The organism is Haemophilus influenzae, assembly GCF_019703545.1.
In the GTDB taxonomy this organism is placed as follows: Bacteria; Pseudomonadota; Gammaproteobacteria; order Enterobacterales; family Pasteurellaceae; genus Haemophilus; species Haemophilus influenzae_E.
The window spans coordinates 1,700,439-1,726,576 of record NZ_AP018771.1; the positions used below are offsets into that span (position 1 = coordinate 1,700,439).

General features: G+C 38.5%; 26 protein-coding genes and 1 riboswitch. Of the genes, 14 read left to right on the plus strand and 12 right to left on the minus strand.

Going from position 1 to position 26,138, the window contains the following annotated elements; translation table 11 throughout:
* Window positions 1-3: 3 nt before the first annotated feature.
* Together K6J66_RS08585 and yfbV are read right to left on the minus strand one after the other, a co-directional pair.
* Window positions 4-495 carry a CvpA family protein gene (locus K6J66_RS08585; protein WP_005647427.1) on the minus strand — a complete coding sequence of 164 codons (492 nt, stop codon included), beginning with the start codon at window positions 493-495 and terminating at the stop codon, window positions 4-6.
* Window positions 496-581: 86 nt separating this feature from the next.
* Complete coding sequence (gene yfbV, locus K6J66_RS08590) at window positions 582-1,025, minus strand: terminus macrodomain insulation protein YfbV (RefSeq protein WP_005694240.1); 444 nt, start codon at window positions 1,023-1,025, stop codon at window positions 582-584.
* Between the two features lie 214 nt (window positions 1,026-1,239).
* Here yfbV and K6J66_RS08595 point away from each other — a divergent pair, with 214 nt between their 5' ends.
* On the plus strand, window positions 1,240-2,445 hold the full coding sequence (locus K6J66_RS08595; protein WP_005667382.1) for an acetate kinase: 1,206 nt from the start codon (window positions 1,240-1,242) through the stop codon (window positions 2,443-2,445).
* A gap of 67 nt (window positions 2,446-2,512) precedes the next feature.
* Entirely contained in the window at window positions 2,513-4,648 is a 2,136-nt protein-coding gene (gene pta, locus K6J66_RS08600; RefSeq protein WP_110442516.1) for a phosphate acetyltransferase, read from the plus strand.
* A 74-nt stretch (window positions 4,649-4,722) separates the two neighbouring features.
* Here the strand turns inward: pta and smrB are convergent, their stop codons facing one another.
* A complete protein-coding gene (gene smrB / locus K6J66_RS08605; RefSeq protein ID WP_005663788.1) occupies window positions 4,723-5,226 on the minus strand; it encodes an endonuclease SmrB in 504 nt (167 codons plus the stop codon).
* Window positions 5,227-5,356: 130 nt separating this feature from the next.
* Here smrB and prmB point away from each other — a divergent pair, with 130 nt between their 5' ends.
* A complete protein-coding gene (prmB, locus tag K6J66_RS08610) occupies window positions 5,357-6,301 on the plus strand; it encodes a 50S ribosomal protein L3 N(5)-glutamine methyltransferase (RefSeq protein WP_110442517.1) in 945 nt (314 codons plus the stop codon).
* 58 nt (window positions 6,302-6,359) lie between these two features.
* Here the strand turns inward: prmB and cysB are convergent, their stop codons facing one another.
* From cysB to K6J66_RS08645, 7 genes are all read right to left on the minus strand, one after another.
* Window positions 6,360-7,331, minus strand: a complete 972-nt coding sequence (gene cysB / locus K6J66_RS08615; RefSeq protein ID WP_110442518.1) for an HTH-type transcriptional regulator CysB — start codon at window positions 7,329-7,331, stop codon at window positions 6,360-6,362.
* Between the two features lie 10 nt (window positions 7,332-7,341).
* Window positions 7,342-8,415 (minus strand): 23S rRNA pseudouridine(2605) synthase RluB, encoded by a 1,074-nt coding sequence (gene rluB / locus K6J66_RS08620; protein ID WP_110442519.1) that lies wholly within the window; start codon window positions 8,413-8,415, stop codon window positions 7,342-7,344.
* A 47-nt stretch (window positions 8,416-8,462) separates the two neighbouring features.
* Window positions 8,463-9,086: an L-threonylcarbamoyladenylate synthase gene (locus K6J66_RS08625; RefSeq protein ID WP_038439985.1), complete on the minus strand. Its 624-nt coding sequence runs from the start codon at window positions 9,084-9,086 to the stop codon at window positions 8,463-8,465.
* A gap of 120 nt (window positions 9,087-9,206) precedes the next feature.
* Window positions 9,207-10,088, minus strand: a complete 882-nt coding sequence (gene sucD, locus K6J66_RS08630; protein WP_038439986.1) for a succinate--CoA ligase subunit alpha — start codon at window positions 10,086-10,088, stop codon at window positions 9,207-9,209.
* A complete protein-coding gene (gene sucC, locus K6J66_RS08635) occupies window positions 10,088-11,257 on the minus strand; it encodes an ADP-forming succinate--CoA ligase subunit beta (protein ID WP_038439987.1) in 1,170 nt (389 codons plus the stop codon). Before sucC ends, sucD begins: the two co-directional genes overlap by 1 nt.
* A 35-nt stretch (window positions 11,258-11,292) precedes the next feature.
* Complete coding sequence (rlmM, locus tag K6J66_RS08640; RefSeq protein WP_038439988.1) at window positions 11,293-12,384, minus strand: 23S rRNA (cytidine(2498)-2'-O)-methyltransferase RlmM; 1,092 nt, start codon at window positions 12,382-12,384, stop codon at window positions 11,293-11,295.
* The gene (locus K6J66_RS08645) at window positions 12,377-13,270 is read right to left on the minus strand and encodes a transcriptional regulator GcvA (RefSeq protein ID WP_032826763.1); all 894 of its coding nucleotides are present in this window, start codon (window positions 13,268-13,270) and stop codon (window positions 12,377-12,379) included. Before K6J66_RS08645 ends, rlmM begins: the two co-directional genes overlap by 8 nt.
* A 473-nt stretch (window positions 13,271-13,743) precedes the next feature.
* Here K6J66_RS08645 and ilvE point away from each other — a divergent pair, with 473 nt between their 5' ends.
* A complete protein-coding gene (gene ilvE, locus K6J66_RS08650) occupies window positions 13,744-14,775 on the plus strand; it encodes a branched-chain-amino-acid transaminase (RefSeq protein ID WP_038439989.1) in 1,032 nt (343 codons plus the stop codon).
* 50 nt (window positions 14,776-14,825) lie between these two features.
* Here the strand turns inward: ilvE and K6J66_RS08655 are convergent, their stop codons facing one another.
* Window positions 14,826-14,969 carry a hypothetical protein gene (locus K6J66_RS08655; protein ID WP_005634891.1) on the minus strand — a complete coding sequence of 48 codons (144 nt, stop codon included), beginning with the start codon at window positions 14,967-14,969 and terminating at the stop codon, window positions 14,826-14,828.
* A 109-nt stretch (window positions 14,970-15,078) separates the two neighbouring features.
* Window positions 15,079-15,123, plus strand: a riboswitch (PreQ1 riboswitch).
* A gap of 1 nt (window position 15,124) precedes the next feature.
* Between K6J66_RS08655 and queC the strand changes: the two genes are divergently transcribed.
* The 8 genes from queC to K6J66_RS08695 all read left to right on the plus strand — a co-directional run bounded on the left by queC (window position 15,125) and on the right by K6J66_RS08695 (window position 23,638).
* Window positions 15,125-15,808: a 7-cyano-7-deazaguanine synthase QueC gene (gene queC, locus K6J66_RS08660; protein ID WP_013526026.1), complete on the plus strand. Its 684-nt coding sequence runs from the start codon at window positions 15,125-15,127 to the stop codon at window positions 15,806-15,808.
* Window positions 15,801-16,226, plus strand: coding sequence for a 6-carboxytetrahydropterin synthase QueD (gene queD, locus K6J66_RS08665; protein ID WP_005663812.1), 426 nt, complete (start codon window positions 15,801-15,803; stop codon window positions 16,224-16,226). The genes queC and queD overlap by 8 nt, the downstream gene beginning before the upstream one ends.
* A complete protein-coding gene (locus K6J66_RS08670; protein WP_005686506.1) occupies window positions 16,227-16,862 on the plus strand; it encodes a 7-carboxy-7-deazaguanine synthase QueE in 636 nt (211 codons plus the stop codon).
* A 614-nt stretch (window positions 16,863-17,476) separates the two neighbouring features.
* Complete coding sequence (uvrD, locus tag K6J66_RS08675) at window positions 17,477-19,657, plus strand: DNA helicase II (protein ID WP_168769619.1); 2,181 nt, start codon at window positions 17,477-17,479, stop codon at window positions 19,655-19,657.
* Window positions 19,658-19,746: 89 nt separating this feature from the next.
* Window positions 19,747-20,748 (plus strand): ABC transporter permease subunit, encoded by a 1,002-nt coding sequence (locus tag K6J66_RS08680; RefSeq protein WP_005647473.1) that lies wholly within the window; start codon window positions 19,747-19,749, stop codon window positions 20,746-20,748.
* A gap of 14 nt (window positions 20,749-20,762) precedes the next feature.
* On the plus strand, window positions 20,763-21,650 hold the full coding sequence (locus K6J66_RS08685) for an ABC transporter permease subunit (RefSeq protein WP_005653671.1): 888 nt from the start codon (window positions 20,763-20,765) through the stop codon (window positions 21,648-21,650).
* A gap of 9 nt (window positions 21,651-21,659) precedes the next feature.
* A complete protein-coding gene (gene dppD, locus K6J66_RS08690; RefSeq protein WP_038439990.1) occupies window positions 21,660-22,652 on the plus strand; it encodes a dipeptide ABC transporter ATP-binding protein in 993 nt (330 codons plus the stop codon).
* A gap of 2 nt (window positions 22,653-22,654) precedes the next feature.
* Complete coding sequence (locus K6J66_RS08695; protein WP_005657163.1) at window positions 22,655-23,638, plus strand: peptide ABC transporter ATP-binding protein; 984 nt, start codon at window positions 22,655-22,657, stop codon at window positions 23,636-23,638.
* Between the two features lie 28 nt (window positions 23,639-23,666).
* On the opposite strand, the gene K6J66_RS08700 is transcribed toward K6J66_RS08695, so the two are convergent.
* Complete coding sequence (locus K6J66_RS08700) at window positions 23,667-24,473, minus strand: DNA ligase (protein WP_038439991.1); 807 nt, start codon at window positions 24,471-24,473, stop codon at window positions 23,667-23,669.
* Between the two features lie 205 nt (window positions 24,474-24,678).
* On the opposite strand from K6J66_RS08700, the gene lpcA reads away from it, so the two are divergent.
* The gene (gene lpcA / locus K6J66_RS08705; RefSeq protein ID WP_005660419.1) at window positions 24,679-25,263 is read left to right on the plus strand and encodes a D-sedoheptulose 7-phosphate isomerase; all 585 of its coding nucleotides are present in this window, start codon (window positions 24,679-24,681) and stop codon (window positions 25,261-25,263) included.
* 126 nt (window positions 25,264-25,389) lie between these two features.
* A complete protein-coding gene (artP, locus tag K6J66_RS08710; protein ID WP_038439992.1) occupies window positions 25,390-26,121 on the plus strand; it encodes an arginine ABC transporter ATP-binding protein ArtP in 732 nt (243 codons plus the stop codon).
* Window positions 26,122-26,138: the final 17 nt, after the last annotated feature.

Sequence of the window (26,138 nt, forward strand, 5' to 3'; positions counted from 1 at the left end):
TCCTTATTGATTAAGCGTTGGAGTTAAAAAACTTGAACTCGCCTGAAGTTGTTGAAAGAACCATTCAATAATAAAACCAAAGTGCGGTATTAATTGAGATTCTTTCCACCAATCAGTTTGTTCAAAATTGGTAAAAGTATCCATAAAAAATAACAACGCAGCCACAATCAGCGCACCACGCACTAAACCGAAAGCTGCACCTAATACGCGATCAGTACCGCTTAAACCCGTTTTATCCACTAATTGACTAATCACATAATTTACTATGGCACCCACAATTAAAGTCAGAACAAACAAAATGGCGATTGCAGTTCCATTACGAATATACATTGATTCAATTTGCGTAAGATAAGCAGCAAGATAAGGATAGAACTGACTTGCAACAATAAATGCCACAACCCAGCTACCGAGTGAAAGCACTTCGCGAACAAAACCGCGTAATAAACTAACAAGAATGGAAAAAGCGATAATGCCAATAATAATGTAATCAATCATTAAAAAATCTCTCAATGAAAAACGGCCGTTTAAAACGACCGAGCTATTCTACAAAAATAAAGCCAAAAAGAAAACGTTTGCGTAAACTAAATTTCCTGCCAAAAAGCACGTTCCAATTTACTTTGAGCTTTCTTTAAGACTTCCGCTAAATGTTGATATGTCGGTTTTTCTTGCACAAAAGGCAAGGGTTCATGTAGTTGTTTTAAACGTTCGCAAATATCATAAAACCATACCGCACTTTGATTTTCTAACGGCGTATTGGCACGCTTACCAAGCCAATAAAGACCTTGAAAAGGAATAAGCAAGGCAAAAAGTGCGGTCAAAATTGCGATAGAAAATGCCATCAAATCATTTTTTGCATAAAACTGCTGCCATAGAATTGCAAACACAGCAACAAAAGGCATAAATTTTTGTGCAAAACTCGTGGCTTTCATAATACGGTTTTCAGGGAAAATAATGCCTAACTTCGCCTCCAGCGGCCAAGTATTAAGATAAATTTGCCCCTGTTTAAAAATGGAAAAAAATGCCATAAAAACACCTCAAAAATTGACCGCACTTATCATACGCTATTTTAAGTCTATTTTTAGTAAAAATAGTTTAATTTTTCAAAAAATACGATAAAGTTTGTATTTTTTCCTTACCGATGAATTTATTTTATTCATCAAAAGGTGTATTCTATGTCTGATTTTTCAAACCATCTTAGATGATGGATTTCTATTAACCTCAATCAAATATAGGGTTCCTATGTCAAAACTTGTTCTTATCCTTAACTGTGGTAGTTCTTCACTCAAATTTGCAATTCTTGATCCAGCAACAGGGGAAGAAAAATTATCTGGCTTAGCCGAAGCATTTTTCTTACCTGAAGCACGTATCAAATGGAAACTCAATGGAGAGAAAGGTAACGCAGATTTAGGCGCAGGTGCAGCGCATACTGAAGCGCTTAATTTTATCGCATCTAACATTCTGAATGATGAGCTTAAAAATTCTATCGCGGCAATTGGTCATCGTATCGTTCACGGTGGCGAAAAATACACTCAATCTGTCATCGTAACAGATGAAGTTGTTAAAGGAATTGAAGATGCTGCACAATTTGCGCCACTTCACAACCCTGCTCACTTAATTGGTATTCGCGAAGCATTCAAGGCATTCCCACACTTAAAAGATAAAAACGTGGTAGTTTTTGATACAGCATTCCACCAAACTATGCCTGAAGAAGCCTTCCTTTATGCCCTTCCATACTCTTTATATAAAGAGCACGGCGTACGTCGCTATGGTGCACACGGCACAAGTCACTACTTCGTTTCTCGTGAAGTCGCTAAATATGTAGGCAAACCTGCAGATCAAGTAAATGCTATTATTTGTCACTTAGGTAATGGTGGTTCTGTTTCTGTTGTGCGTAACGGTCAATGTATTGATACTTCAATGGGCTTAACTCCGCTAGAAGGTTTAGTAATGGGTACGCGTTGTGGCGATATTGACCCTGCAATCGTATTCTACCTATACAAAACACTAGGTATGTCTATGGATCAAATCGAAGAGACTTTAGTGAAAAAATCAGGTCTTTTAGGTTTAACTGAAGTAACAAGCGACTGCCGTTATGCTGAAGATAACTACGATGATGAATCTAAACCAGAAACAAGACGTGCTTTAAATGTTTATAGCTATCGTTTAGCGAAATACATTGGTGCTTATATGGCTGTGTTGGGCGATGATCACTTAGATGCAATTGCATTCACTGGTGGTATTGGCGAAAACTCAGCGCACGTTCGTGAATTAGCCTTAAATCACTTAAAATTATTTGGCATTAAAATCGATCACGAACGAAATCTTGCCACACGTTTTGGTAAAGATGGTGTAATCACCACTGATGATTCCGCATTTAAAGCAATTGTTCTTCCAACTAACGAAGAATTGGTTATCGCACAAGATACCGCAAAACTTTGTTTCTAATTTAACAACAAGCTGCCGAATTTTTCGGCAGTTTTTATTTATAATATATACATATTAAGGTTTAACTATGTCTCGCACGATTATTCTTATCCCTGTAAGTACAGGCGTGGGTTTAACTAGCATTAGTCTTGGATTAATCCACTCTCTCGAACAAAAAGGCACAAAAGTTGCTTTTATGAAACCAGTTTCTCAACCAAGCACTGGCGAAGATAAATTGGATCGCACAACTTCTATTATTCGCACTAGCACTAGCCTTGAAACTGCCGAACCTTTTATGTTAAGCGTGGCAGAATCATTAATTGGTCAAAATCAGTCTGACGTATTGTTAGAAAAAATTGTAGCTAACCACCAACAATTAACCAAAAATAATGATATCGTTGTAGTTGAAGGTTTAATACCCACAAGAAAACACGGTTACGCAAACAGTATCAACTATGAAATTGCACAAGCATTAGATGCGGAAATCGTATTAGTTGCAGCGCCAGCAACTGAAACCCCAACCGAATTAAAAGATCGTGTAGAAGCAGCAGCCTCTTTATTTGGTGGTAAAAACAATCCAAATCTTTTAGGTGTTGTTGTAAACAAATTTAATGCACCCGTTGATGAATCTGGTCGTACACGCCCCGATCTTGCCGAAATCTTTGATTCATTCCAACACAATCATATTAGCGAAACAGAAGTAAACAAATTATTTGCAGGTAGTGCCATCAAGTTATTAGCTTGTGTGCCTTGGAATGCAAATTTAATCGCTACACGAGCAATCGACTTAGTCAAACATTTAGGTGCATCAATCATTAATGAAGGGGAAATCAATCGCCGTATTCGTGGTATCACTTTCTGTGCAAGAAGTTTACCAAATATGGTTGAGCATTTCCGTGCAGGCAGTTTATTAGTCGCTTCAGCAGATCGTCCAGATGTGCTTGTAGCAGCCACTCTCGCAGCGTCAAATGGTATTGAAATCGGCGGTATTTTATTAACAGGCGGTTATAAAATTGATGCTCAAATTAATAAACTTTGCCAACCTACTTTTGAAAAAGCAAAATTGCCGATCTTCCGTATTGAAGGCAATACTTGGCAAACGGCATTAAGTTTACAAAGCTTTAATCTTGAAGTGCCTGTTGATGACAAAGAACGTATTGAAAATATTAAACAATACATTAGCCAACACTTTAATGCTGACTTTATCAATAATTTAGTTGCAGATTCTAGCCGTTTACCTCGCTTATCCCCACCTGCATTCCGTTTCCAATTAACTGAACTTGCTCGTGCGGCGAAAAAACGTATTGTGCTTCCTGAAGGCGATGAACCTCGTACAATCAAAGCAGCTGTACTTTGTGCAGAACGTGGCATTGCTGAATGTGTACTTTTAGCAGATCCTGCATCAGTTCAACGTGTTGCAGAAGCACAAGGTGTTAAATTAGGTAAAGGCATTACAATCATCAATCCTGCTGACGTTCGTGAAAACTATGTTGATCGTTTAGTTGAATTACGTAAAGCGAAAGGTATGACTGAAACCGCAGCTCGTGAGCAATTAGAAGACACTGTGGTACTTGGCACAATGATGCTAGAAGCAAATGAAGTGGATGGTTTAGTATCTGGCGCTGTCCACACGACTGCAAACACCATTCGACCACCAATGCAAATCATCAAAACTGCACCAGGTAGTTCAATCGTTTCTTCTATCTTCTTTATGTTATTACCAGATCAAGTGCTTGTTTATGGTGACTGTGCGGTAAACCCAGATCCAACTGCAGAACAACTTGCTGAAATTGCAATTCAATCAGCAGATTCTGCTAAAGCATTTGGTATTGATCCAAAAGTCGCGATGATTTCTTACTCAACAGGTACATCTGGTAGCGGTGCTGATGTAGAAAAAGTGAAAGAAGCAACTCGTATTGCGAAAGAAAAACGCCCTGATTTATTAATCGATGGCCCATTACAATACGATGCGGCAGTGATGGAAGATGTGGCTCGCTCTAAAGCACCAAATTCACCAGTAGCAGGTAAAGCAACGGTATTTGTATTCCCTGACTTAAATACGGGTAACACGACTTACAAAGCAGTACAACGCTCTGCAGATTTAGTGTCTATTGGCCCAATGCTTCAAGGTATGCGCAAACCAGTCAATGACTTATCTCGTGGTGCCTTAGTTGATGATATTGTGTACACAATTGCCTTAACCGCAATTCAAGCAACACAATAATTCAAGTAAAAACATAAAAGAAAATACCGCACTTTGCCCTAGCAGTAAAAGTGCGGTATTTTTTATAACGTTTTTTACAAATCGACCAAAATCAAAATTGCGGCTTCACCGCCCCACTCCCTTGGTGCTTGATGTAATGCCCGCACTTTAGGATGTTGTACTAGCCAACGTGGAATTTGTTTTTTCAATGTAAAGGTGCCATAGCCCGTCATAATGCTGGCACAATCAACATGCTCATTTTCACAAGCCAGTAAAAGTGCAGCTAATTCTTGCTTAGCTTGTTCACGGGTTAAACCGTGTAAATCTAAAAACAATTCTGGCGAAAAATCTCCACGACGAAGTTGTTTTAATAAATGGGAATCTTCCCCATCACGTAAATATTTCACAACACCATCATTGTCATTCAGTAATGGCTCATATTCATCAGAAAAATAGAACAATGTATCTTCTTTAACTCGTAATTCTTTCAATTCTATTTTTTTCTGATCACGTTTTTGGCGGGGGGCAACAAAAGTATCTTGTTTAATTGGCTTAATGCCTTTGGTTTCCGCTCGGAATAAATCAAATTCGTCTTGCATTTTTTTCTCATTAATTTCAAATTTTGCGTATCATATCATAGTTCTACATTCTCATCTGTGGTATAACTACGCCAAATTTTCATACCTAATTTTATGCTAACTTTTCTACTCACTTTTATGGAGAAATGCGATGGAAACCTCACATAACCAAGAATTAGTTGCAACTATCTTGGAAGATAATGTTGCAAACGAACTGCAAACCATCCAAGATTTTCTGCGTTGGACGTATAGCATTCTCAATCGATCTGATATTTACTTCGGGCAAGGGCACGATAATCCTTGGGATGAAAGCCTGCAACTCGTTTTAAGTGGCTTACATTTACCCATTGATTTACCTACCGAATTATTTAACAGTCGATTAACCCCATCTGAAAAAGAAACCTTAATTCAACTTGTATTAACCCGAATCGAACAACGCGTACCTGTGGCATATTTAACAAATAGTGCTTGGTTCTGCGGTCACGAATTTTATGTCGATGAACGAACCATTATTCCACGTTCTCCAATTAGTGCTTTAATTCAAGATCGATTTGAAGATTTAATTTCACAAGAACCAAATCATATTCTCGATCTATGCACAGGCAGCGGTTGTATTGCCATTGCTTGTGCTTATGCTTTCCCGAATGCGGAAGTAGATGCGGTAGATTTATCGGTTGATGCACTTAATGTCGCAGAGATCAATATTTCACGCCATCAATTAGAGCATCGCGTATTCCCGATTCAATCAAACTTATTTGAAAATACTTTGGGACAAAAATACGATCTTATCGTGACCAATCCACCTTATGTGGATGAAGAAGATCTCGCCGATATGCCAGAAGAATTCCATTTTGAACCAGAGTTAGCCTTAGGTTCTGGCAGTGATGGCTTAAACATTACCAAACAAATTTTAAAACAAGCACCAGATTACTTAACTGAAAATGGCGTGTTGGTGTGTGAAGTGGGTAATAGTATGATTAGCTTAATTGAGCAATATCCAGATGTACCATTTGAATGGGTAGAACTTAAAAATGGCGGACTAGGCGTATTTACTATTCAGCGTAAGGATTTAGTGAAATATCACGATCTGTTTTAATCTTTCAAGTGCGGTTAAAATTCTTATTAAATTTCAACCGCACTTCATTTATACATTGTTATCTTGTTTCCAATTCAATGCCTTCAAATAATTTTTTCACTGAATTGTTATCACGCAAACGCTCGGCTTTTTCTACGACACTACGAGTTAAGTGCGGTGAAAAATATTCCATGAAATCGTACATATAATTACGTAAGAACGTGCTATGTTTAAATGCAATATTCGTCATACTCGGGCGGAACAAATGGCTTGCATCAATCAGCACAAGATCCGTATCTAATGCCGTATGTGCCATAGATGCCATAATGCCCACCCCTAAACCCAAGCGCACATAAGTTTTAATAACATCAGCATCGGTAGCCGTAAAAACTATATTTGGTAAAATGCCTGCACTATTAAATGCGTAATCTAAATCAGAAACACCCGTAAAACCAAACGTGTAAGTCACAAGTGGGTATTTGCCTAATTCCTCAATGGTCAGTTCTTTCACTTTGGCAAGCGGATGTTCTGTCGTAACAATCACAGCACGATTCCACCAATAGCATGGAATCTGAACTAAATCATCAAATAAATAAGGTGCTTCAGTGGTAATTGCCAAATCCACTTCACCTGACATTAAAGCATCGTAAATTTGTGTTGGCGAACCTTGATGAATATGCAAGCTCACATCAGGGTATTTTTTAGAAAAACGTTCAATCACGCTTGGCAACATATAACGTGCCTGAGTGTTTGTTGTCGCAATACGTAACACACCGTGATTTGGCTGAGTATATTCATCGGCAACGGCACGGATACCTTGCGCTTTAACAAGTAACTCGCGTGCAATCGAAATAATTTTTTTCCCTGCTGGTGTAATTGATTTTATATGTTTGCCATGACGCTCAAAAATTTCCAGACCTAATTCATCTTCTAAGAGGCGAACTTGTTTACTGATACCCGGCTGCGATGTGTAAAGTGCATTTGCAGCTTCTGTAACATTCAAATTTTGGTTTACAATCTCAACGATATAACGCAATTGCTGCATTTTCATAAAAAAGTCCTTATTTTTTATAACGTTTATTCATCTCCGAATAACGTTTCACCGCTTTACGAATTTGCCCAGATTTTGGACGACGACTTGCCTGTTTTACATCTAATTTCGTTGCGGTTTCAGCAGGTAATCCCACCAATTCACGCAAATAATTGACGTTTTCAAGATCCATTTCTTCCCAGCCACCACGAGGCAAACCTTTCATTAATTTGATATTTCCATAACGAATACGAATTAATCGGCTAACTTGAATACCTTGGGATTCCCACAAACGACGCACCTCACGATTACGTCCTTCCATCAAGGTTACATCATACCATTGGTTAATACCCACACCGCCTGTAAATTTAATTTCTTTAAAATTGGCAGGGCCATCTTCAAGCTGAACGCCTTTGCGTAAACGTGCTAACATCGCATCATCCACTTGACCAAATACACGCACAGAATATTCACGTTCAACTTCACGACTTGGGTGCATTAAGCGATTTGCCAGCTCTCCATCAGTGGTAAAAAGCAATAAACCCGATGTATTAATATCTAAACGCCCCACCGCAATCCAACGAGATCCCGTTAAACGCGGCAAACGATCAAACACGGTCGCACGCCCTTCTGGGTCGCTACGTGTACAAAGTTCGCCTTCAGGTTTGTAATACATTAATACACGGCAAATTTCTTTTTGTGCGTGGCTAAGATTAATGATTTGACCATCAATACGCACTTTCACACCAGAATGTACGTCAATACGATCGCCTAAAGTCGCAATTTTACCCTCTACGCTCACTCGGCCTGCGGCAATCATCGTTTCAATTTCACGACGAGAGCCTTGTCCTGCACGCGCTAAAACTTTCTGTAATTTTTCGCCCTCTGCTTTGGATTGATTCGAGGCTCTTACAACAGGTTTCGATTTTGGCTTCGCTAAAAATTTGTTGTCAGAATTAACCGCACTTTTTTTCGTATTTGCTGTTTCTATGCGAGCAGTACGAGATACTGAACGTCTGTCATTTTTAGCTGAAAAATCACGTTTCTTTGCTGAATCTTTGGAAAAGTGCGGTTGTCTTTGAGTTTGTTTTTGACTAGGTTTCATTGTTTTCCTTGAATAATGGAAAGGTCGCTTTCACAAGCGTCTATAAGTTAAATAAAAGGAGCAGTACTCCCACTTCCTTCGCGCAAAATCACTGGCGATTCTTCCGTTAAATCTACCACTGTTGTAGGCTCTTGCCCTAAATATCCACCATGAATAATTAACTCCACTTGGTGTTCCAAACGATCACGAATTTCTTCAGGATCGGATTGCGTAGTATGTTCTTCATTCGGCAACATTAACGAACAAGATAAAATCGGCTCGCCTAAGGCTGAAAGCAAATCTAAAGCAATTTTATTATCTGGTACGCGTAAACCAATGGTTTTACGTTTTGATGTCATTAAACGACGCGGTAATTCTTTCGTTGCCGTAAGAATAAAAGTATAACGCCCTGGCGTATTATTTTTAATCAAACGATAAGCGGTATTATTTACCCTTGCATAAGTTGAAAGTTCCGACAAATCGCTACACACCAAGGTAAAATTATGTCCTTCAGGCAATTTACGAATTGCTACAATGCGATCCATTGCGTGTTTATCGCCCATCATACAGCCCAAGGCATATCCCGAATCCGTTGGATACACAATCACACCGCCTTTTTGTAAAATCTCTACGGCTTGATTAATCAAGCGCACTTGTGGATTTTCAGGGTGGATATAGAAAAATTGGCTCATGTGTTTCTTCCTTAAAAAGTGTGCGCTGATTATAGCAGTTTTGCACTCACTTTATAATGGCGAGCATATAAAAATAAAGGTGCAGGGAATCAATCTACGCCTTGTCAAACTAAAGTGCGGTTAATTTTTAGATGATTTTAATAGCTTTCTCAAGGCTTCACCAATTTCAGCAAGGCTTTTTACACAGGTCACACCAGCGGCTTCTAACGCTGCAATTTTTTCTACTGCAGTACCTTTTCCGCCGCTAATAATGGCTCCCGCATGCCCCATCCGTTTGCCTTTTGGCGCAGTGATACCCGCAATATAGGCAACCACTGGTTTAGTGACGTTATCTTTAATGAAGATTGCCGCTTCTTCCTCTGCAGAGCCGCCAATCTCGCCAATCATCACAATGGCTTCTGTTTCGGGATCTTGTTGAAATCTTTCGAGAATATCAATAAAACTAGAACCCAGAATAGGATCTCCCCCGATACCCACACAAGTCGATTGTCCAAAGCCTTCATCTGTAGTTTGTTTTACTGCTTCATAAGTTAAAGTTCCAGAACGAGAAACAATCCCCACTTTACCTTTTTTATGTATGTGAGCTGGCATAATGCCGATTTTAGATTCATCAGGCGTAATCACACCTGGGCAATTTGGCCCAATCATCACAACGCCTGTTTCATTTAATTTTTGTTTTACCTTAAGCATATCCAATGTAGGAATACCTTCAGTAATACAGACAATTAACTGAATCCCTGCATCAATGGCTTCAATTATGGCATCTTTACAAAATGATGCTGGCACATAAATGACCGTCGCTGTTGCCCCCGTATTTTCGACAGCTTCACGAACTGTATTAAATACAGGTAAACCAAGATGAGTGGTTCCACCTTTATTTGGCGATACGCCACCGACTAATTGCGTTCCGTAGGCCAATGCTTGTTCAGAATGAAAAGTCCCTTGTCCACCAGTAAAACCTTGGCAAATCACTTTGGTATTTTTATCAATTAAAATCGCCATTAGTGTTCTCCTTTTGCTGCATTCACGGCTAATTCTGCGGCTTGTTGTAAACTCTGTGCGGTAAGAATATTAACGTCACTTTCCACTAAAATTTGGCGACCCATTTCAGCATTCGTTCCTTCTAATCGCACAACCACAGGCACTCTCACGCCCACTTCATTTACTGCAGCAATCACGCCTTCAGCAATCAAATCACAACGAACAATGCCACCAAAAATATTCACTAAAATCACTTTAACGGAAGGATCGGTTAAAATGATTTTGAACGCTTCAGCAACCCGCTCTTGCGTTGCACCACCACCCACATCAAGAAAATTCGCAGGCTTCCCACCATAGAGTTTCACAATATCCATGGTACCCATTGCAAGCCCAGCCCCGTTTACCATACAACCAATATCGCCCTCTAAAGCCACATAGTTTAACTGGAATTTTTCAGCTTCTGCTTCACGGGCATCATTTTGAGTTAAATCTTGCAGTGCCAATAAATCTTTATGGCGAAATAAAGCGTTATCATCGACAGATATTTTGGCATCGAGACAAACCAAATTGCCTTGTTGAGTGAGAACAAGCGGATTGACTTCCACTAAAGATAAATCTTTTTCTAAAAACAAACGAGATAAGCCCATAAAGATATCGGTAAACTGTTTGTTTTGTGCATCACTTAACCCTAATTTAAACGCCAATTCACGGCCTTGATAAGGCAATCCTCCAAATAAAGGATCAATCTCGACTTTGTGGAGTAAGTGCGGTGTATTTTGCGCGACTTCTTCAATATTCATTCCACCAGCAGGAGAAGCAATAAACACCACTTTTTGAGAGGCACGATCAACAACCGCACTTAAGTAAAATTCTTTATCAATATCGCAAGTTTCTTCAAAATAAATCTGGTTTACTGGCTGACCCAATTTATCCGTTTGAAAAGTGACTAAACGTTGTCCCAGCCATTTTTCTGCAAAAGCTCTCGCTTCCTCTACATCCTGTACCAATTTAACGCCACCCGCTTTACCACGCCCACCAGCATGAACTTGGCATTTCGCTGCCCACTTATCGCCAGAAAGTTGAGCCAGTACCAAATCGACATCCTCAACAGATTGACAGACCGCCCCATTTTTTACGGGTAATCCATAATGCTCAAATAGTTGTTTTGCTTGGTATTCGTGTAAATTCATTCGCGACGTCCTTTTTGGTTATGAAAACAATTCACTCAAGGTTTTAATGCTATATGAACCGTGATTTCTTCACGATCGTGATATAAATGTTTTGCTTGGATATCAAAATTTAAATTCTGCTCAGCCAACATAACAGCCAAGTTTTCTAAACATAATATCACTTCTTGATAACGTTTTTTCATGGGTAATTTTAAATTGAAGATGGTTTCTCGGCACCAACCATTCAACAACCATTTACCAATCAATAAAGAAATACGACTTGGTTGTTCCACCATATCACAGACTAACCAATCTACTTTTTTCCTTTTTGGGGGCTGAAATGTAAAACCATCTTCCGCGCAATGTTCAATGCGCCCCGTATCATGCAAACTCGCCGCCATTTTTCCGTGATCAACAGCATAAACAAATAAACCTCGTTTGACTAATTGATACGTCCAACCACCAGGGCAAGCCCCTAAATCAACGCCAATCATATTTTCATTTAAACGTTTATTCTCTTCTTTACGCGGAATAAAAGTCAAAATAGCTTCTTCTAGTTTTAACGTGGAGCGACTCGGTGCATCTGCAGGAAATTTTAAACGAGGGATTCCCATAAAATGGGAGGAATGATTATCCACATAAGAATATCCCACATAACAGCAATTCGGTTTTACAAAAAAACAATGTAAAAATTGACCGCACTTTTGACTCGCCTTTGCCGAAAGCCAACCTTGTTTTTTCAATGCCTGACGTAAAGGCACGGTAAATTTACGACAAAAAGTGGAAAGCTCCTTCGCTTCATTTGTATCTGCAGTTTCTACAAAAAGCTCGCTAGATTGAGCAAAATTAAGTTGTTGTGATAATTCTTTAAACGCCGCCACGATGGGACTAATACGATCAGCGGGATCTAAATCTTCCAATAAATCGGAAATAACCATCATCTGACGAGCAAAAATCAAACGATTAAAAGGAATGTCTCGGGCAAGGCGATCTGCCTCATCAGGTTGATAACATTCAAAAATCACATAGCCCGAATTATCTTGTACTCGTGCAAAACCAAATACACCTAAATGACTTGCTTGATCGGTAATCTCTGCGGCGACTTCTTTCTCAAAACCTGGGCGACAATATAATGCGAGTTTATTCATTTTCTTCTTGTTTAATTGAGTTAATAATCCACTGACGGAATGCTTGAATTTTTTGGTCATCAAGGCGATCAAGATGATTGACCACATAAAATGATTTTGGATCAGGCAAATTAGTCGGCAACACTGCTTGCAATGATCCATTTTCAATTTCTTGCAAGGCTAATAAGCGATTAGCTAATACAATGCCTTGCCCGTGAATAGCCGCCTGTAACGCCATAAATGTATGGCTAAATAACGGCCCTTGCTGAATATTTAAATCATCTAACTGTAAATGATTTGCCATCGCTTGCCAATTATCACAGGTATGAATGTGAATTAATGTGTGTTTTTTTAAATCTTCAGGTTGAATAATTGGATTTTCTGCTAGCAATTCAGGTGAGGCTAAAATCAATAAATTTTCTTCGCAAAGACGATCTACTTGAAGATTCTGCCAATTTCCCAAACCATAATAAATAGCAAGATCAATTTCTTTATTTAACAAACCTTCATCTTGATCCACGCCTGTTAAACGAACCTCAATTTGCGGATAAAGCTGATTAAATTCACTTAAATGTGGCACTAACCATTGGATACCAAAAGTTTGTGGCACACTAATGTTTAAGTGAGGATCTGCTTTTAACATCAACAATCGCTCTGTTGCTTCATTTAAGCGACGCAGAATTTTATTAATATCAACAAAATAAGCTTTACCAAGCTCCGTTAATTCTAAAGAACGATTCTTTCGCTTAAATAATTCAATCCCTAAAAATTCTTCTAATAATTTAATTTGATGACTAACCGCCGCCTGTGTAACACAAAGCTCATCTGCTGCTTTAGTAAAACTTAAATAACGAGCAGCCGACTCAAAAGATTTTAGTGAATTCAATGGTGGCAAACGTTTATACATAAGTATTTCCATTTATAAAATTTTCGTCTATAATGGACAAGATTTATTTCAAATTAGTTTTTCTAATACCTCAAATAAAAAAACGTCACTTGTCCTTTCCTACCCTTTTCCTTACAATACAACCATACTTAATGATTGGTAATTCCTTACTAGTTAATGAGTTTCAGACTTAAGTATGATGTTGTGTTTGCATATAGTTCGGGAAACCGAACTTGAGTAACAATTTGTTACTCATTTACTTCCTGTATATTATTAAACCGATTTGGTTAAACGCTGCTCTCATTGAGTGGCGTTTTTTTCATCCCGATTTTAGCATAACTATATCTTTATTTCCTGCCCTGTTTCCAAAATTTCATTATTCCTTTTTAGTTGGCTAAAAATTGCATCATTTCGAGAATTTATTATTTAAATCACTTCAGGAATGGTGTAGATTAAGCGAAATTTCATTCAAAAAATAATATTAAGGAAGTAAAATGAAAGACTTAGACTGGAATAACCTTGGTTTTAGTTATATTAAAACAGATTACCGCTTCATCGCTCACTGGAAAGATGGCAAATGGGACGAAGGAAAACTCACTACAGATAGCACATTACATATTCACGAAGGTTCAACCGCTCTTCACTACGGTCAGCAATGTTTTGAAGGATTAAAGGCTTACCGTTGCAAAGATGGTTCAATCAACTTATTCCGCCCGCAAGCAAATGCAGAGCGTATGCAACGTACCGCAGACCGTCTTTTAATGCCACGCGTACCAACTGAATTATTCGTGCGTGCATGTAAAGAAGTGGTTAAAGCTAACCAAGATTGGTTGGGTCCTTACGGTTCTGGTGCAACCTTATACTTACGTCCATTCTTAATTGGCGTGGGCGAAAATATCGGCGTGAAAACGGCACCAGAGTTTATTTTCTCTGTTTTTTGTTGCCCAGTGGGTGCTTACTTCAAAGGTGGTTTGGCTCCATCAAACTTTATCACGACTGATTACGACCGTGCTGCACCAATGGGCACTGGTGGTGTGAAAGTGGGCGGGAACTACGCAGCAAGCTTACTTCCACACGAATTAGCCGCAGAACAAGGTACGCCAGAACGTAAATTTGCGGATGCAATCTATTTAGATCCAAAAACTCACACAAAAATTGAAGAAGTCGGTGCGGCAAACTTCTTTGGGATCACAAAAGACAATAAATTCATCACACCAAAATCAGAATCTATTTTACCAAGTATCACTAAATACTCTCTTTTACATATCGCAAAAGAGCGTTTAGGTATGGAAGCTATTGAAGGCGATGTGTATATCGATCAACTCGATCAATTCGTAGAAGCGGGTGCGTGCGGTACAGCGGCGGTGATTACCCCAGTGGGCGGCATTCAACACAACGGAAAATTCCACGTATTCTATTCAGAAACTGAAGTAGGCCCTGTTACCCGTCGTCTTTATGATGAATTAACAGGCATTCAATTCGGTGATATCGAAGCGCCTGAAGGCTGGATTGTGAAAGTGGAATAATTTCTACCAATAGAAAAACGAAAGTGCGGTTAAAAATCAACCGCACTTTTTTATTGATTCAATCCCCATTGGCGAGAATCTTTATCAAATTTAACACCTGAATGCGAACCTTCTGCACCGTTAAAATACACATCCTTATTTGCGCAAGCTGAAATAATCAACGCGCCTGCGATAATCAACAACCATTTTTTCATAAGTAAACCTTTTTGCTAAATTAAAAACCTGCGAATTGTAGCACAACGACTTCACATCCAACGAAATATTTCACTTGTCTTGCTAAAATAGAACTTCCCCACTAGAATACCCCCCGTAGTTCGCAAACCTCCTACAATAAAAAACTAGGTAAAATATGAATATTTTCAATCCAAACCACGATCGTAAAGCGATTGTCATCTTTTCAGGTGGACAAGACTCCACGACTTGTTTATTCCAAGCTATTGCTGAATACGGCAAAGAAAACATAGAAGCCATTACCTTTCAATATGGGCAGCGTCATGCTATTGAGTTAGAAAAGGCGCGCGCCATTGCGCAAGATCTCGGCATTAAACAAACCTTGATTGATACATCTGTTATGAAAGCTATCACGCATAATGCATTAATGGATGAACAGGCGCATATTGAGCAAAAAGAGAGTGAATTGCCAAACACTTTTGTTGATGGTCGCAATGCCCTATTTTTACTTTATGCAGCGATTTATGCGAAAGGCCAAGGCATTCAAGATATTATCACTGGCGTATGTGAAACAGATTTCAGCGGTTATCCAGATTGCCGAGATGTGTTTATCAAGTCAATGAATGTCACATTAAATTTAGCTATGGATTATCAATTCAATATCAAAACACCATTAATGTATCTCACTAAAGCCCAAACTTGGCAACTTGCTGATGAATTAGGCGTATTAGATTATGTACAAAAACATACTCACACTTGCTATGAAGGCATCGAAGGTGGATGCGGAAAATGCCCAAGCTGTATTTTACGCAATAAAGGTCTAAAGAAATATTTGACTCAAAAAGGTAGAAAAAATGTTTAAAATTTCCAAAGAATTTAGCTTTGACATGGCACATTTATTAGATGGTCATGATGGGAAATGTCAAAATTTACATGGACACACATATAAATTACAAGTTGAAATTTCGGGTGACTTATATAAATCAGGTGCAAAAAAAGCAATGGTCATTGATTTTTCAGATCTAAAGTCTATTGTGAAAAAAGTTATTTTAGATCCGATGGATCACGCCTTTATTTATGATCAAACCAATGAGCGAGAAAGCCAAATTGCCACTCTATTGCAAAAGTTAAACTCAAAAACTTTTGGTGTTCCCTTTAGAACTACGGCAGAAGAAATAGCTCGTTTTATTTTTAATCGTTTAAAACATGATGAACAACTGTCCATATCATCCATTCGTTTATGGGAAACCCCAACTTCATTTTGCGAGTATCAGGAGTAAATGTTGATGGAAAAATATCATGATTTTGAACCGAACTTTAACATAGTCGAAATTTTTGAAAGTCTGCAAGGGGAGGGCTTCAATACGGGAATGCCAAGTGTTTTTGTACGATTTGGTAAATGCAATCTAGACTGTCCTTGGTGTGATACACCTTATAATAATTTTAAACGCTGGTCTGTATCACAAATTCTAGAAAAAGTGCGGTCATTTTCGTCAAAGAATATTATCATCACAGGTGGTGAGCCAACAATTGTACCAAAAATTGAATACTTACTTGAGCAATTTAAATCAGATGGCTATTTTCTTGCAATTGAAACCAATGGTCTAAAAGCAATTCCTGCACAAATAGATTATATTGCGACGAGTCCTAAGAGCCTTTATGCTCATAAGTATGAAAAGCGTTGCATTCCATTTGCAAATGAAGTACGTATTGTAATGGACAGTAATATGCCATCATTTTGTGAATTGATCGAGCAAAAAATAAAAGCAAAGAATTACTATCTTTCACCTTGTGAAATTGATGGGAAAATGAATTTACTTGAGACTATCACTTTACTTGGTCAATTGAATCAACGTTCAAATAAACCTAAATGGCAGCTAAGTTTACAAACACATAAATTGATTGGTATTGAGTAATAGAAGGAAATATTATTTTTTGATCAGTATATAATTTAGTATATGACGTTTTCTACTTTAGAGAGTGATCATAATGAAACTTGGATAGCACACTTCTCCCATTCCTTTGTGCTAACCATTTTTTGGAATTTTGTACCGTATCTCACTCTTTCTTATTTGTGTTAATTATGAATAACATTAAATTTGAGTAACTTTTTAACCTAAAACTTAATTCGGACAAAATCACCGACTATGCGTAAAATGGCGTGCAAGTAGAAGGAAAAGCAAATGTTTATAAAATCATTACAGGAATCCTAGCAAATCAAGTATTGATTAAGTCATTAAACAACATTCCTATACTATTATTGTTCATCATGGGTATTTTTGGAAAAATGAGAAACCTTGCATTTTAGGAATGAGAGGTAAACGAATTAAAAGTTTGTTTATAAATAGTATAAAAATAGCTTTCAAAGCATATGGTTTTGATGTTGAGTTTAAGGATATAGGAGAATCCCGCTTAATATTATTCTTAAAATGTTCTACCCTACTTTTGATATACTCACAAATCTTATTGTTTCACAAGATAGATGGGACTATAATAACTGTAAATTTAAACAGATTAAAGATAGTTTATGATGGATATTTCTGAATTACTTGACGGACTCAACGATAAACAACGCGAAGCCGTAGCAGCCCCTCTTGGTAATCACTTAGTGCTAGCTGGTGCAGGCTCGGGCAAAACGCGTGTATTGACGCACCGTATTGCTTGGTTAATTGCGGTCGAAAATATTTCTGAAGGCAGCATTATGGCGGTGACGTTTACCAATAAAGCCGCAGCAGAAATGCGTCATCGTATTCAATCTACCCTTGCCAAACACGCACAACATCAATTATTTGGTATGTGGATTGGAACCTTCCACAGCATTGCCCATCGTTTATTGCGAGCTCATCATTTAGATGTGGGATTGCCACAAGATTTCCAAATTTTAGATTCAGAAGATCAACTTCGTTTAATTAAACGATTATTAAAATTACATAATTTTGATGAAAAAGCTTTTCCGCCTAAACAGGCTTGTTGGTACATCAATAACAAAAAAGATGAAGGCTTGCGACCAAATGATATTGAAGATTTTAATGATCGCCAAGAACGTGAATGGATTAAAATTTATCAGATCTATCAAGACACTTGCGATCGCGCAGGGTTGGTCGATTTTGCTGAATTATTAATTCGGGTCTATGAATTATTTGAGAAAAAACCATTAATTTTGCAACGTTATCAACAACGTTTTCAGCATATTTTGGTGGATGAATTTCAAGACACCAATAAAATTCAATATAAGTGGATTAAAATTCTTGCTGGAAAAACAGGCAAAGTCATGATTGTGGGCGATGATGATCAATCTATATACGGCTGGCGTGGCGCACAAATTGAAAATATCCAAAAATTCTTGAAAGATTTCAAAGCCGAGACAATTCGCCTTGAACAAAACTATCGTTCTACCGCCAATATCCTAAACAGTGCAAATGAATTAATTGCAAACAATAGTGATCGTCTTGGTAAAAATTTATGGACAGAGGGTGAAAAAGGCGATCCTGTGGGCATCTATTCTGCCTTTAATGAATTAGATGAAGCAAAATTTGTTGCTTCACAAATTCAGGATTGGGTAGAACATGGCGGAAAACTTGATGATTGCGCTGTACTTTATCGTAGTAATAGCCAATCACGGGTTATTGAAGAAGCTTTAATTCGTTGTCAAATTCCATATCGTATTTATGGCGGTATGCGTTTCTTCGAACGTCAAGAAATTAAAGATGCGTTAGCCTATCTTCGTTTGATTAATAATCGTCAAGATGATGCGGCTTTTGAGCGTGTAATTAATACGCCAACCCGTGGCATTGGCGACCGCACTTTAGATATATTGCGTAACTTAACACGTGAACTCCAAATTACCTTATGGCAAGCAGTACAAGTCGCAACACAAGAAAATATGTTGGCAGGGCGAGCCTCAACAGCCTTATTACGTTTCAAAGAATTAATTAATTCACTACAACTTGATACCGCAGAAATGCCGCTTTTCGCACAAACTGATTTTGTGATTAAACATTCGGGCTTATATGAAATGTATCAACAAGAAAAAGGCGAAAAAGGCGAAGTGCATATTGAAAATTTGGAAGAATTAGTTACTGCAACCCGTGAATTTATCAAACCTGATAATGCGGAAGAAATGACCGAACTCACTGCCTTTTTAACGCACGCTTCCTTAGAAGCTGGCGAAGAACAAGCCTCGCCGCATCAATCTTGTGTAGAAATGATGACGTTGCACTCTGCGAAAGGCTTAGAATTTCCTCGTGTATTTATGGTGGGCGTAGAAGAAGGATTATTCCCAAGTTTTCGTTCTTTTGAAGAACCCGGACGTTTAGAAGAAGAGCGTCGTTTAGCTTATGTCGGTATTACTCGCGCGCAGAAAAAACTGACCATCTCTTATGCGGAAAGCCGTCGATTATATGCCAAAGAAGAACGCCATTTACCATCACGGTTTATCGCAGAATTACCGAGAGAATGTATCCAAGAAATTCGTTTACGAGGGACAGTCACACGAGCGATGAACCTAGCAAAAGTCGGTTCATTGTCGAATACCAGTGCGGTCGAAAATGAATGGAAAATGGGTCAAAAAGTTAAACACGAAAAATTTGGTTTCGGCACAGTGATTAATGTGGAAGGATCTGAAAATAACACACGTTTACAAATAGCGTTCCAAGCGCAAGGCATTAAATGGTTGATTGCGCATTTGGCAAAATTGGAAAAAGTGCGGTAGAATTCAAGAGTATTATATTTTTTACCGATTAATTTCTTTGAAAAGTGCGGTGAATTTTTACCGCACTTTTATTATCTACGAGTGATGGAATGTTTAAATTTGTATTCAAACGAATCTTAATGGTGATCCCTACTTTTATTGCCATTACTCTTATTACCTTTGCCCTTGTGCATTTTATTCCCGGTGATCCTGTGGAAATTCTGATGGGGGAACGTGGCTTAACGGCAGAAGTACATCAACAAATGATGCACCAATTGGGTTTAGATTTACCTCTTTATCAGCAATATTTCCACTATATTGGCAATGTAATTCAAGGGGATTTCGGTGCATCGTTCCGCACTCAACAACCTGTCCTTACTGAATTTTTTACGCTTTTTCCTGCTACCGCTGAATTAGCTTTTTTTGCGTTATTTTGGTCATTATTAGGTGGAATAATTTTAGGCACGATTGCCGCAGTAAAAAAAGACAGTTGGATTTCTCACACCGTTACAGCTGCATCGCTCACAGGTTATTCTATGCCGATTTTCTGGTGGGGATTGATTTTAATTTTATATGTTTCGCCACAACTCGGTTTGCCACAAGGTGGGCGTTTAGATAATGAATTTTGGATCGATACACCAACAGGATTTATGCTCATTGACAGCTGGCTTTCTGGTATGCCAGGTGCCTTCGAAAATGCGGTGAAATCATTAATTCTTCCTGCAATAGTCCTAGGCACAGTTCCTCTTGCCATTATTACGCGTATGACACGATCTGCGATGTTGGAAGTATTAGGCGAAGATTACATTCGCACGGCTAAAGCAAAAGGTTTAAGCTATACTCGAATTGTTATTGTTCACGCATTGCGTAATGCGTTAATTCCTGTTGTCACTGTGGTCGGGTTAATTGTAGGTCAATTGCTTTCTGGTGCAGTTCTCACAGAAACCATTTTCTCTTGGCCGGGGATTGGAAAATGGATTATTGATGCCATTCAAGCCCGTGATTATCCGGTATTACAAGGTTCTGTACTGATTATTGCGACGATTATTATTGTGGTGAATTTAACCGTCGATTTACTTTACGGCGTGGTCAATCCGCGTATCCGTCATTAATTGTAGGAGAAATTATGTCTGACACGCCTTTAACTTTCGCGCCAAAAACACCCTTACAAGAATTTTGGTTTTACTTTAAACAAAATCGTGGTGCGCTAATTGGTTTAATTTTTATTTTGATTGTTGCCTTAATCAGCATTCTCGCACCTTATATTGCACCTTTTGATCCAACAGAACAAAATCGTACCGCACTTTTACTTCCCCCTGCTTGGTATGAGGGCGGTAATCCTGCCTATTTACTCGGCACAGACGATATTGGGCGAGATATTCTTTCGCGTATTATTTATGGAACGCGAATTTCCGTCTTTGCGGGATTTATCATCGTATTACTATCTTGCGCCTTTGGTACCAGCCTTGGCTTGATTTCTGGTTATTATGGCGGCGTGCTAGATACAATTATCATTCGCCTAATTGATATTATGCTCGCAATTCCAAACTTACTTTTGACGATTGTAGTCGTCTCTATTTTAGAGCCATCACTCGCCAATGCCACTTTAGCGATCGCCGTGGTATCGATTCCTAGCTATGTGCGTTTAACTCGAGCAGCGATGATGAATGAAAAAAATCGTGATTATGTGACTTCATCTAAAGTGGCAGGGGCAGGTATTTTACGCCTCATGTTTATTGTGATTTTACCAAACTGTTTAGCCCCTTTAATTGTGCAAATGACTATGGGCATTTCCAATGCTATCTTAGAACTCGCAACACTTGGTTTCTTAGGCATTGGTGCAAAACCACCAACACCTGAACTTGGCACAATGCTTTCAGAAGCACGTGGTTTTATGCAAGCGGCAAACTGGTTGGTTACAATTCCTGGCTTAGTGATTTTATCTTTGGTGCTTGCTTTCAACTTAATGGGCGATGGCTTGCGTGATGCCCTTGATCCAAAACTCAAACAATAGGAAAACAGAATGGCATTATTAGATGTAAAAGAACTTTCTGTTCACTTTGGCGATAAAAAAACGCCATTTAAAGCAGTGGATCGTATCAGCTACCAAGTCGCACAAGGCGAAGTGCTTGGCATTGTGGGGGAATCGGGTTCAGGTAAATCTGTGAGTTCTCTCGCAATTATGGGATTAATTGATCATCCTGGACGTGTATCTGCTGAATCCTTGCAATTTGAAAATACTGATTTACTCACTTTAGAGAGTAAAGCTAAACGCCAGCTTATTGGTGCTGATGTTGCGATGATTTTCCAAGATCCGATGACAAGTTTGAATCCAGCTTATACTGTGGGCTTCCAAATTATGGAGGCGTTAAAAACTCACGAGGGCGGCACAAAAAAGGCAAGAAAAGACCGCACTTTAGAGCTTTTAAAATTGGTCGGTATTCCTGATCCTGAATCTCGGATTGATGTTTATCCCCATCAGCTGTCTGGTGGAATGAGCCAGCGCGTGATGATTGCGATGGCAATTGCTTGCAGACCTAAATTATTGATTGCTGACGAACCAACCACGGCATTGGACGTGACTATCCAAGCTCAAATTATGGAACTCTTACTTGAATTGCAAAAGAAAGAATGTATGTCCCTAATTTTGATTACTCACGATCTAGCACTTGTGGCTGAAGCGGCAGAGCGAATTATCGTGATGTATGCAGGACAAATCGTTGAAGAAGGCACCGCAAAAGATATTTTCCGCGAGCCAAAACACCCTTACACACAAGCCTTGTTACGTTCATTACCTGAATTTGCAGAGGGAAAATCTCGCTTAGAATCATTACAAGGGGTCGTCCCTGGAAAATACGATCGCCCAACAGGCTGTTTATTAAATCCTCGCTGCCCTTATGCCACCGAATATTGTCGCCAAGTTGAACCTCAATTGCATCAGATCGGTTCGCGTAAAGTAAAATGCCATACTCCACTGAACGAGCAAGGCAATCCAGTTGAATATCAAGGAGCTTAATAATGACGAATGAAGTAAAAGAAAATCCGCCATTATTAAATGCCATTGGCTTAAAAAAATATTACCCTGTAAAAAAAGGCTTGTTTGCAAAACCACAGCAAGTAAAAGCGTTGGATGGTGTCTCTTTTCAGCTTGAACGAGGTAAAACTTTAGCAGTCGTGGGTGAATCAGGTTGTGGAAAATCAACGCTAGGGCGTTTGCTAACCATGATTGAAGAACCAACCAAAGGCGAACTTTATTACAAAGGGCATAATTTTTTAGAAAATGATTCTGAAACAAAAGCACTACGTCGTAAAAAAATTCAAATAGTTTTTCAAAATCCTTACGCATCGTTAAATCCACGCAAAAAGATTGGTTCAATTTTGGAAGAACCATTAATCATCAATACAAAACTTTCCGCCAAAGAACGTCGAGAAAAAGTTTTATCGATGATGGAAAAAGTGGGCTTGCGCGCTGAATTTTATGATCGTTATCCCCACATGTTCTCAGGCGGACAACGCCAACGTATTGCCATCGCTCGTGGTTTAATGTTAGATCCCGATGTGGTTGTTGCCGATGAGCCTGTTTCTGCATTGGATGTTTCCGTGCGTGCGCAAGTACTGAATTTAATGATGGATTTACAAGATGAACTAGGCTTGTCTTACGTATTCATTTCACACGATCTTTCCGTGGTAGAGCATATCGCCGATGAAGTGATGGTAATGTATCTAGGTCGCTGTGTCGAAAAAGGAACAACAGAACAAATTTTCTCTAATCCTCAGCATCCTTATACCAAAGCGTTACTTTCAGCAACGCCACGTTTGTCGCCAAACTTGCGCCGTGAGCGCATAAAACTGACAGGCGAATTGCCAAGCCCAATTAATCCGCCAAAAGGCTGTGCATTTAATCCTCGTTGTTGGAAAGCGACAGAAAAATGTCGTGAAAATCAACCGCACTTGGAACAATATACTGATGGAAAATTAATCGCTTGTTTCCATATTGATTAAATTCATTTTGTCAGATTTATAAATAGGCTCATTTTTTCTCTCGCCAATAGGTTGCAAATCGAGGTTTTCCACTATTCGTAATGCCTCGATATTTATAAGTAATCACAGATCCTATCGGAGGGGGATTTTCTCGTTCCTTTAAATTAAAACCCGAACCGATTTTAAATTCTCCCCGATGATTTTTACAAGTTAAAGCACCCATCACATTTTCAAATTGTCCTTTGCCTTTATGGTGTGCAATAACCGTACATTCTTCATCTCGTGCTGTTTTCAATTTTAAAATTTGTGAGCTTCGCTTACGTTCATAAGGTGCATTAGGGTTACGTACAACAATGCCCTCGCCTTGCAAATTTTCGACTTGTGCAAGAAATTGATATAAATGGGTTTTATCTTTAACAGGAATTTGCTCAATAATTTCAATGTAAGTTGTTGGATGTTCAAGTAAATGCGCTTTTAATTTAGCTAAACGCTCAAATAAATTGCCCTCTGCATCAGGCACATCAAAAACATACAATTTCAGTTTTTCCCAACCATCGCCTTTAAAAGATTTTGTGATGGATGAAATTTCCTCAAAATGATTTCGCTCACTAAATAATTCACCATCAATGGCAAAAGGCGGAAAATCCTTAGTGAAATAGGCGGGCGGTGATAAACGTTGCCCTTGTCGAGTTAATAATTGCTTTCCATCCCAATAACCGCGTACACCATCTAATTTTTCAGACATCACCCAACCTTCTATTGATTGATTATCGTAGGTATGAAGAAGCATTAAATCTGAGTTAGCATAAGCAAAAGAACTAGCAAAGAAAAGTAACAAAGTGCGGTAAAATTTCATTGTGTTTTTGAAAATTAAGGGCTAAGAATTTACGTAAGATAAACATATCTTGAAAAATCCCCAACTACTCAAACTTATTTTTTCGATCTAAATCGCAAAAAATCATCATTTCATCGAAAAAAGATGAATTTTTATTTAGGCTAGCGAAGAATCTTCATCTGCTATACAATGCCATTGTGATTTTATTCCCAACAAGGAGCAATCAATGTATTTAGATCAAATCAAAGCAGAACTTGTGGAAGCACAAGATTTGTTAAACAAATTTATTTCTGACGAAAATAACATTAAATTAATTCAAGAAGCCGCATTATTAATTTCGAATAGCTTCAAACAAGGAGGCAAAGTGCTTTCTTGTGGTAATGGCGGCTCGCATTGTGATGCGATGCATTTTGCAGAAGAATTAACGGGTCGTTATCGTGAAAATCGCCCAGGTTATCCTGCTATTGCGATTTCAGATGTAAGCCATTTAAGCTGTGTAAGTAATGATTTTGGTTATGAATATGTCTTTTCACGCTATGTTGAAGCGGTGGGTCAAAAAGGCGATGTGTTATTCGGTTTATCAACCTCTGGTAATTCAAAAAATATCTTAAATGCTATTGAAGCGGCAAAAACAAAAGGCATGAAAGTGATTGCGATGACAGGCAAAGATGGCGGAAAAATGGCAGGATTAGCAGATGTTGAAATTCGCGTACCCCATTTCCGTTATGCAGATCGTATTCAAGAAATCCATATCAAAGTTATTCATATTTTAATGATGTTAATTGAGTTTGAAATGGCAAAACAAGCCTAAAGTGCGGTTGATTTCAAGCGAGTTTTTTAAATCCCAAAATTTTTTGGGATTTTTTATTAACAGCACTTGCATAATTATGCATAAAAATGTAATATTTTTTCATCTTATAAAGCATAGAGAAGAAAAATGGCTATTCGTGTTAAAAATCTCAATTTCTTTTACGGTTCATCACAAACGTTATTTGATATTAACCTTGAAGCAGAAGAAGGCGATACCGTTGTGTTGCTGGGCCCAAGTGGTGCAGGCAAAAGTACATTAATTCGCACATTAAATTTGTTAGAAGTGCCAAAGTCTGGTGAATTAAGTATTGCAAATAATGAATTTAATTTATCCAATGCAATGGCAAATCCCAAAGCAATCCGACAATTACGCCAAGATGTAGGAATGGTGTTTCAACAATATCATCTTTGGCCACACTTAACGGTAATTGAAAACCTAATTGAAGCACCAATGAAAGTGCGTGGTGTGAGTGAAAATGAAGCGAAAACCGATGCAATGGAATTGTTAAAACGTTTACGTTTAGAACAACTTGCCGATCGCTTTCCATTGCATTTATCAGGCGGTCAGCAACAACGTGTTGCAATAGCGCGCGCACTAATGATGAAGCCACAAGTTCTATTATTTGATGAACCAACGGCTGCGCTAGATCCAGAAATTACTGCGCAAGTTGTAGATATTATTAAAGAATTACAAGAAACTGGCATTACGCAAGTGATTGTGACCCACGAAGTCAATGTGGCGCAAAAAGTGGCGACAAAAGTCGTCTATATGGAACAAGGTAAAATCATCGAAATGGGATCGGCTGATTGCTTTGAAAATCCAAAAACGGAACAATTTAAACACTATCTTTCTCACTAGAAAATAAGGAACTTACG

Excerpts from the sequence above, each read along its gene's own strand:
- K6J66_RS08585 (WP_005647427.1), bottom strand. The coding sequence starts at position 495 with ATGATTGATTACATTATTATTGGCATTATCGCTTTTTCCATTCTTGTT.
- yfbV (WP_005694240.1), bottom strand. The coding sequence starts at position 1,025 with ATGGCATTTTTTTCCATTTTTAAACAGGGGCAAATTTATCTTAATACT.
- K6J66_RS08595 (WP_005667382.1), top strand. The coding sequence starts at position 1,240 with ATGTCAAAACTTGTTCTTATCCTTAACTGTGGTAGTTCTTCACTCAAA.
- pta (WP_110442516.1), top strand. The coding sequence starts at position 2,513 with ATGTCTCGCACGATTATTCTTATCCCTGTAAGTACAGGCGTGGGTTTA.
- smrB (WP_005663788.1), bottom strand. The coding sequence starts at position 5,226 with ATGCAAGACGAATTTGATTTATTCCGAGCGGAAACCAAAGGCATTAAG.
- prmB (WP_110442517.1), top strand. The coding sequence starts at position 5,357 with ATGGAAACCTCACATAACCAAGAATTAGTTGCAACTATCTTGGAAGAT.
- cysB (WP_110442518.1), bottom strand. The coding sequence starts at position 7,331 with ATGAAAATGCAGCAATTGCGTTATATCGTTGAGATTGTAAACCAAAAT.
- rluB (WP_110442519.1), bottom strand. The coding sequence starts at position 8,415 with ATGAAACCTAGTCAAAAACAAACTCAAAGACAACCGCACTTTTCCAAA.
- K6J66_RS08625 (WP_038439985.1), bottom strand. The coding sequence starts at position 9,086 with ATGAGCCAATTTTTCTATATCCACCCTGAAAATCCACAAGTGCGCTTG.
- sucD (WP_038439986.1), bottom strand. The coding sequence starts at position 10,088 with ATGGCGATTTTAATTGATAAAAATACCAAAGTGATTTGCCAAGGTTTT.
- sucC (WP_038439987.1), bottom strand. The coding sequence starts at position 11,257 with ATGAATTTACACGAATACCAAGCAAAACAACTATTTGAGCATTATGGA.
- rlmM (WP_038439988.1), bottom strand. The coding sequence starts at position 12,384 with ATGAATAAACTCGCATTATATTGTCGCCCAGGTTTTGAGAAAGAAGTC.
- K6J66_RS08645 (WP_032826763.1), bottom strand. The coding sequence starts at position 13,270 with ATGTATAAACGTTTGCCACCATTGAATTCACTAAAATCTTTTGAGTCG.
- ilvE (WP_038439989.1), top strand. The coding sequence starts at position 13,744 with ATGAAAGACTTAGACTGGAATAACCTTGGTTTTAGTTATATTAAAACA.
- K6J66_RS08655 (WP_005634891.1), bottom strand. The coding sequence starts at position 14,969 with ATGAAAAAATGGTTGTTGATTATCGCAGGCGCGTTGATTATTTCAGCT.
- queC (WP_013526026.1), top strand. The coding sequence starts at position 15,125 with ATGAATATTTTCAATCCAAACCACGATCGTAAAGCGATTGTCATCTTT.
- queD (WP_005663812.1), top strand. The coding sequence starts at position 15,801 with ATGTTTAAAATTTCCAAAGAATTTAGCTTTGACATGGCACATTTATTA.
- K6J66_RS08670 (WP_005686506.1), top strand. The coding sequence starts at position 16,227 with ATGTTGATGGAAAAATATCATGATTTTGAACCGAACTTTAACATAGTC.
- uvrD (WP_168769619.1), top strand. The coding sequence starts at position 17,477 with ATGGATATTTCTGAATTACTTGACGGACTCAACGATAAACAACGCGAA.
- K6J66_RS08680 (WP_005647473.1), top strand. The coding sequence starts at position 19,747 with ATGTTTAAATTTGTATTCAAACGAATCTTAATGGTGATCCCTACTTTT.
- K6J66_RS08685 (WP_005653671.1), top strand. The coding sequence starts at position 20,763 with ATGTCTGACACGCCTTTAACTTTCGCGCCAAAAACACCCTTACAAGAA.
- dppD (WP_038439990.1), top strand. The coding sequence starts at position 21,660 with ATGGCATTATTAGATGTAAAAGAACTTTCTGTTCACTTTGGCGATAAA.
- K6J66_RS08695 (WP_005657163.1), top strand. The coding sequence starts at position 22,655 with ATGACGAATGAAGTAAAAGAAAATCCGCCATTATTAAATGCCATTGGC.
- K6J66_RS08700 (WP_038439991.1), bottom strand. The coding sequence starts at position 24,473 with ATGAAATTTTACCGCACTTTGTTACTTTTCTTTGCTAGTTCTTTTGCT.
- lpcA (WP_005660419.1), top strand. The coding sequence starts at position 24,679 with ATGTATTTAGATCAAATCAAAGCAGAACTTGTGGAAGCACAAGATTTG.
- artP (WP_038439992.1), top strand. The coding sequence starts at position 25,390 with ATGGCTATTCGTGTTAAAAATCTCAATTTCTTTTACGGTTCATCACAA.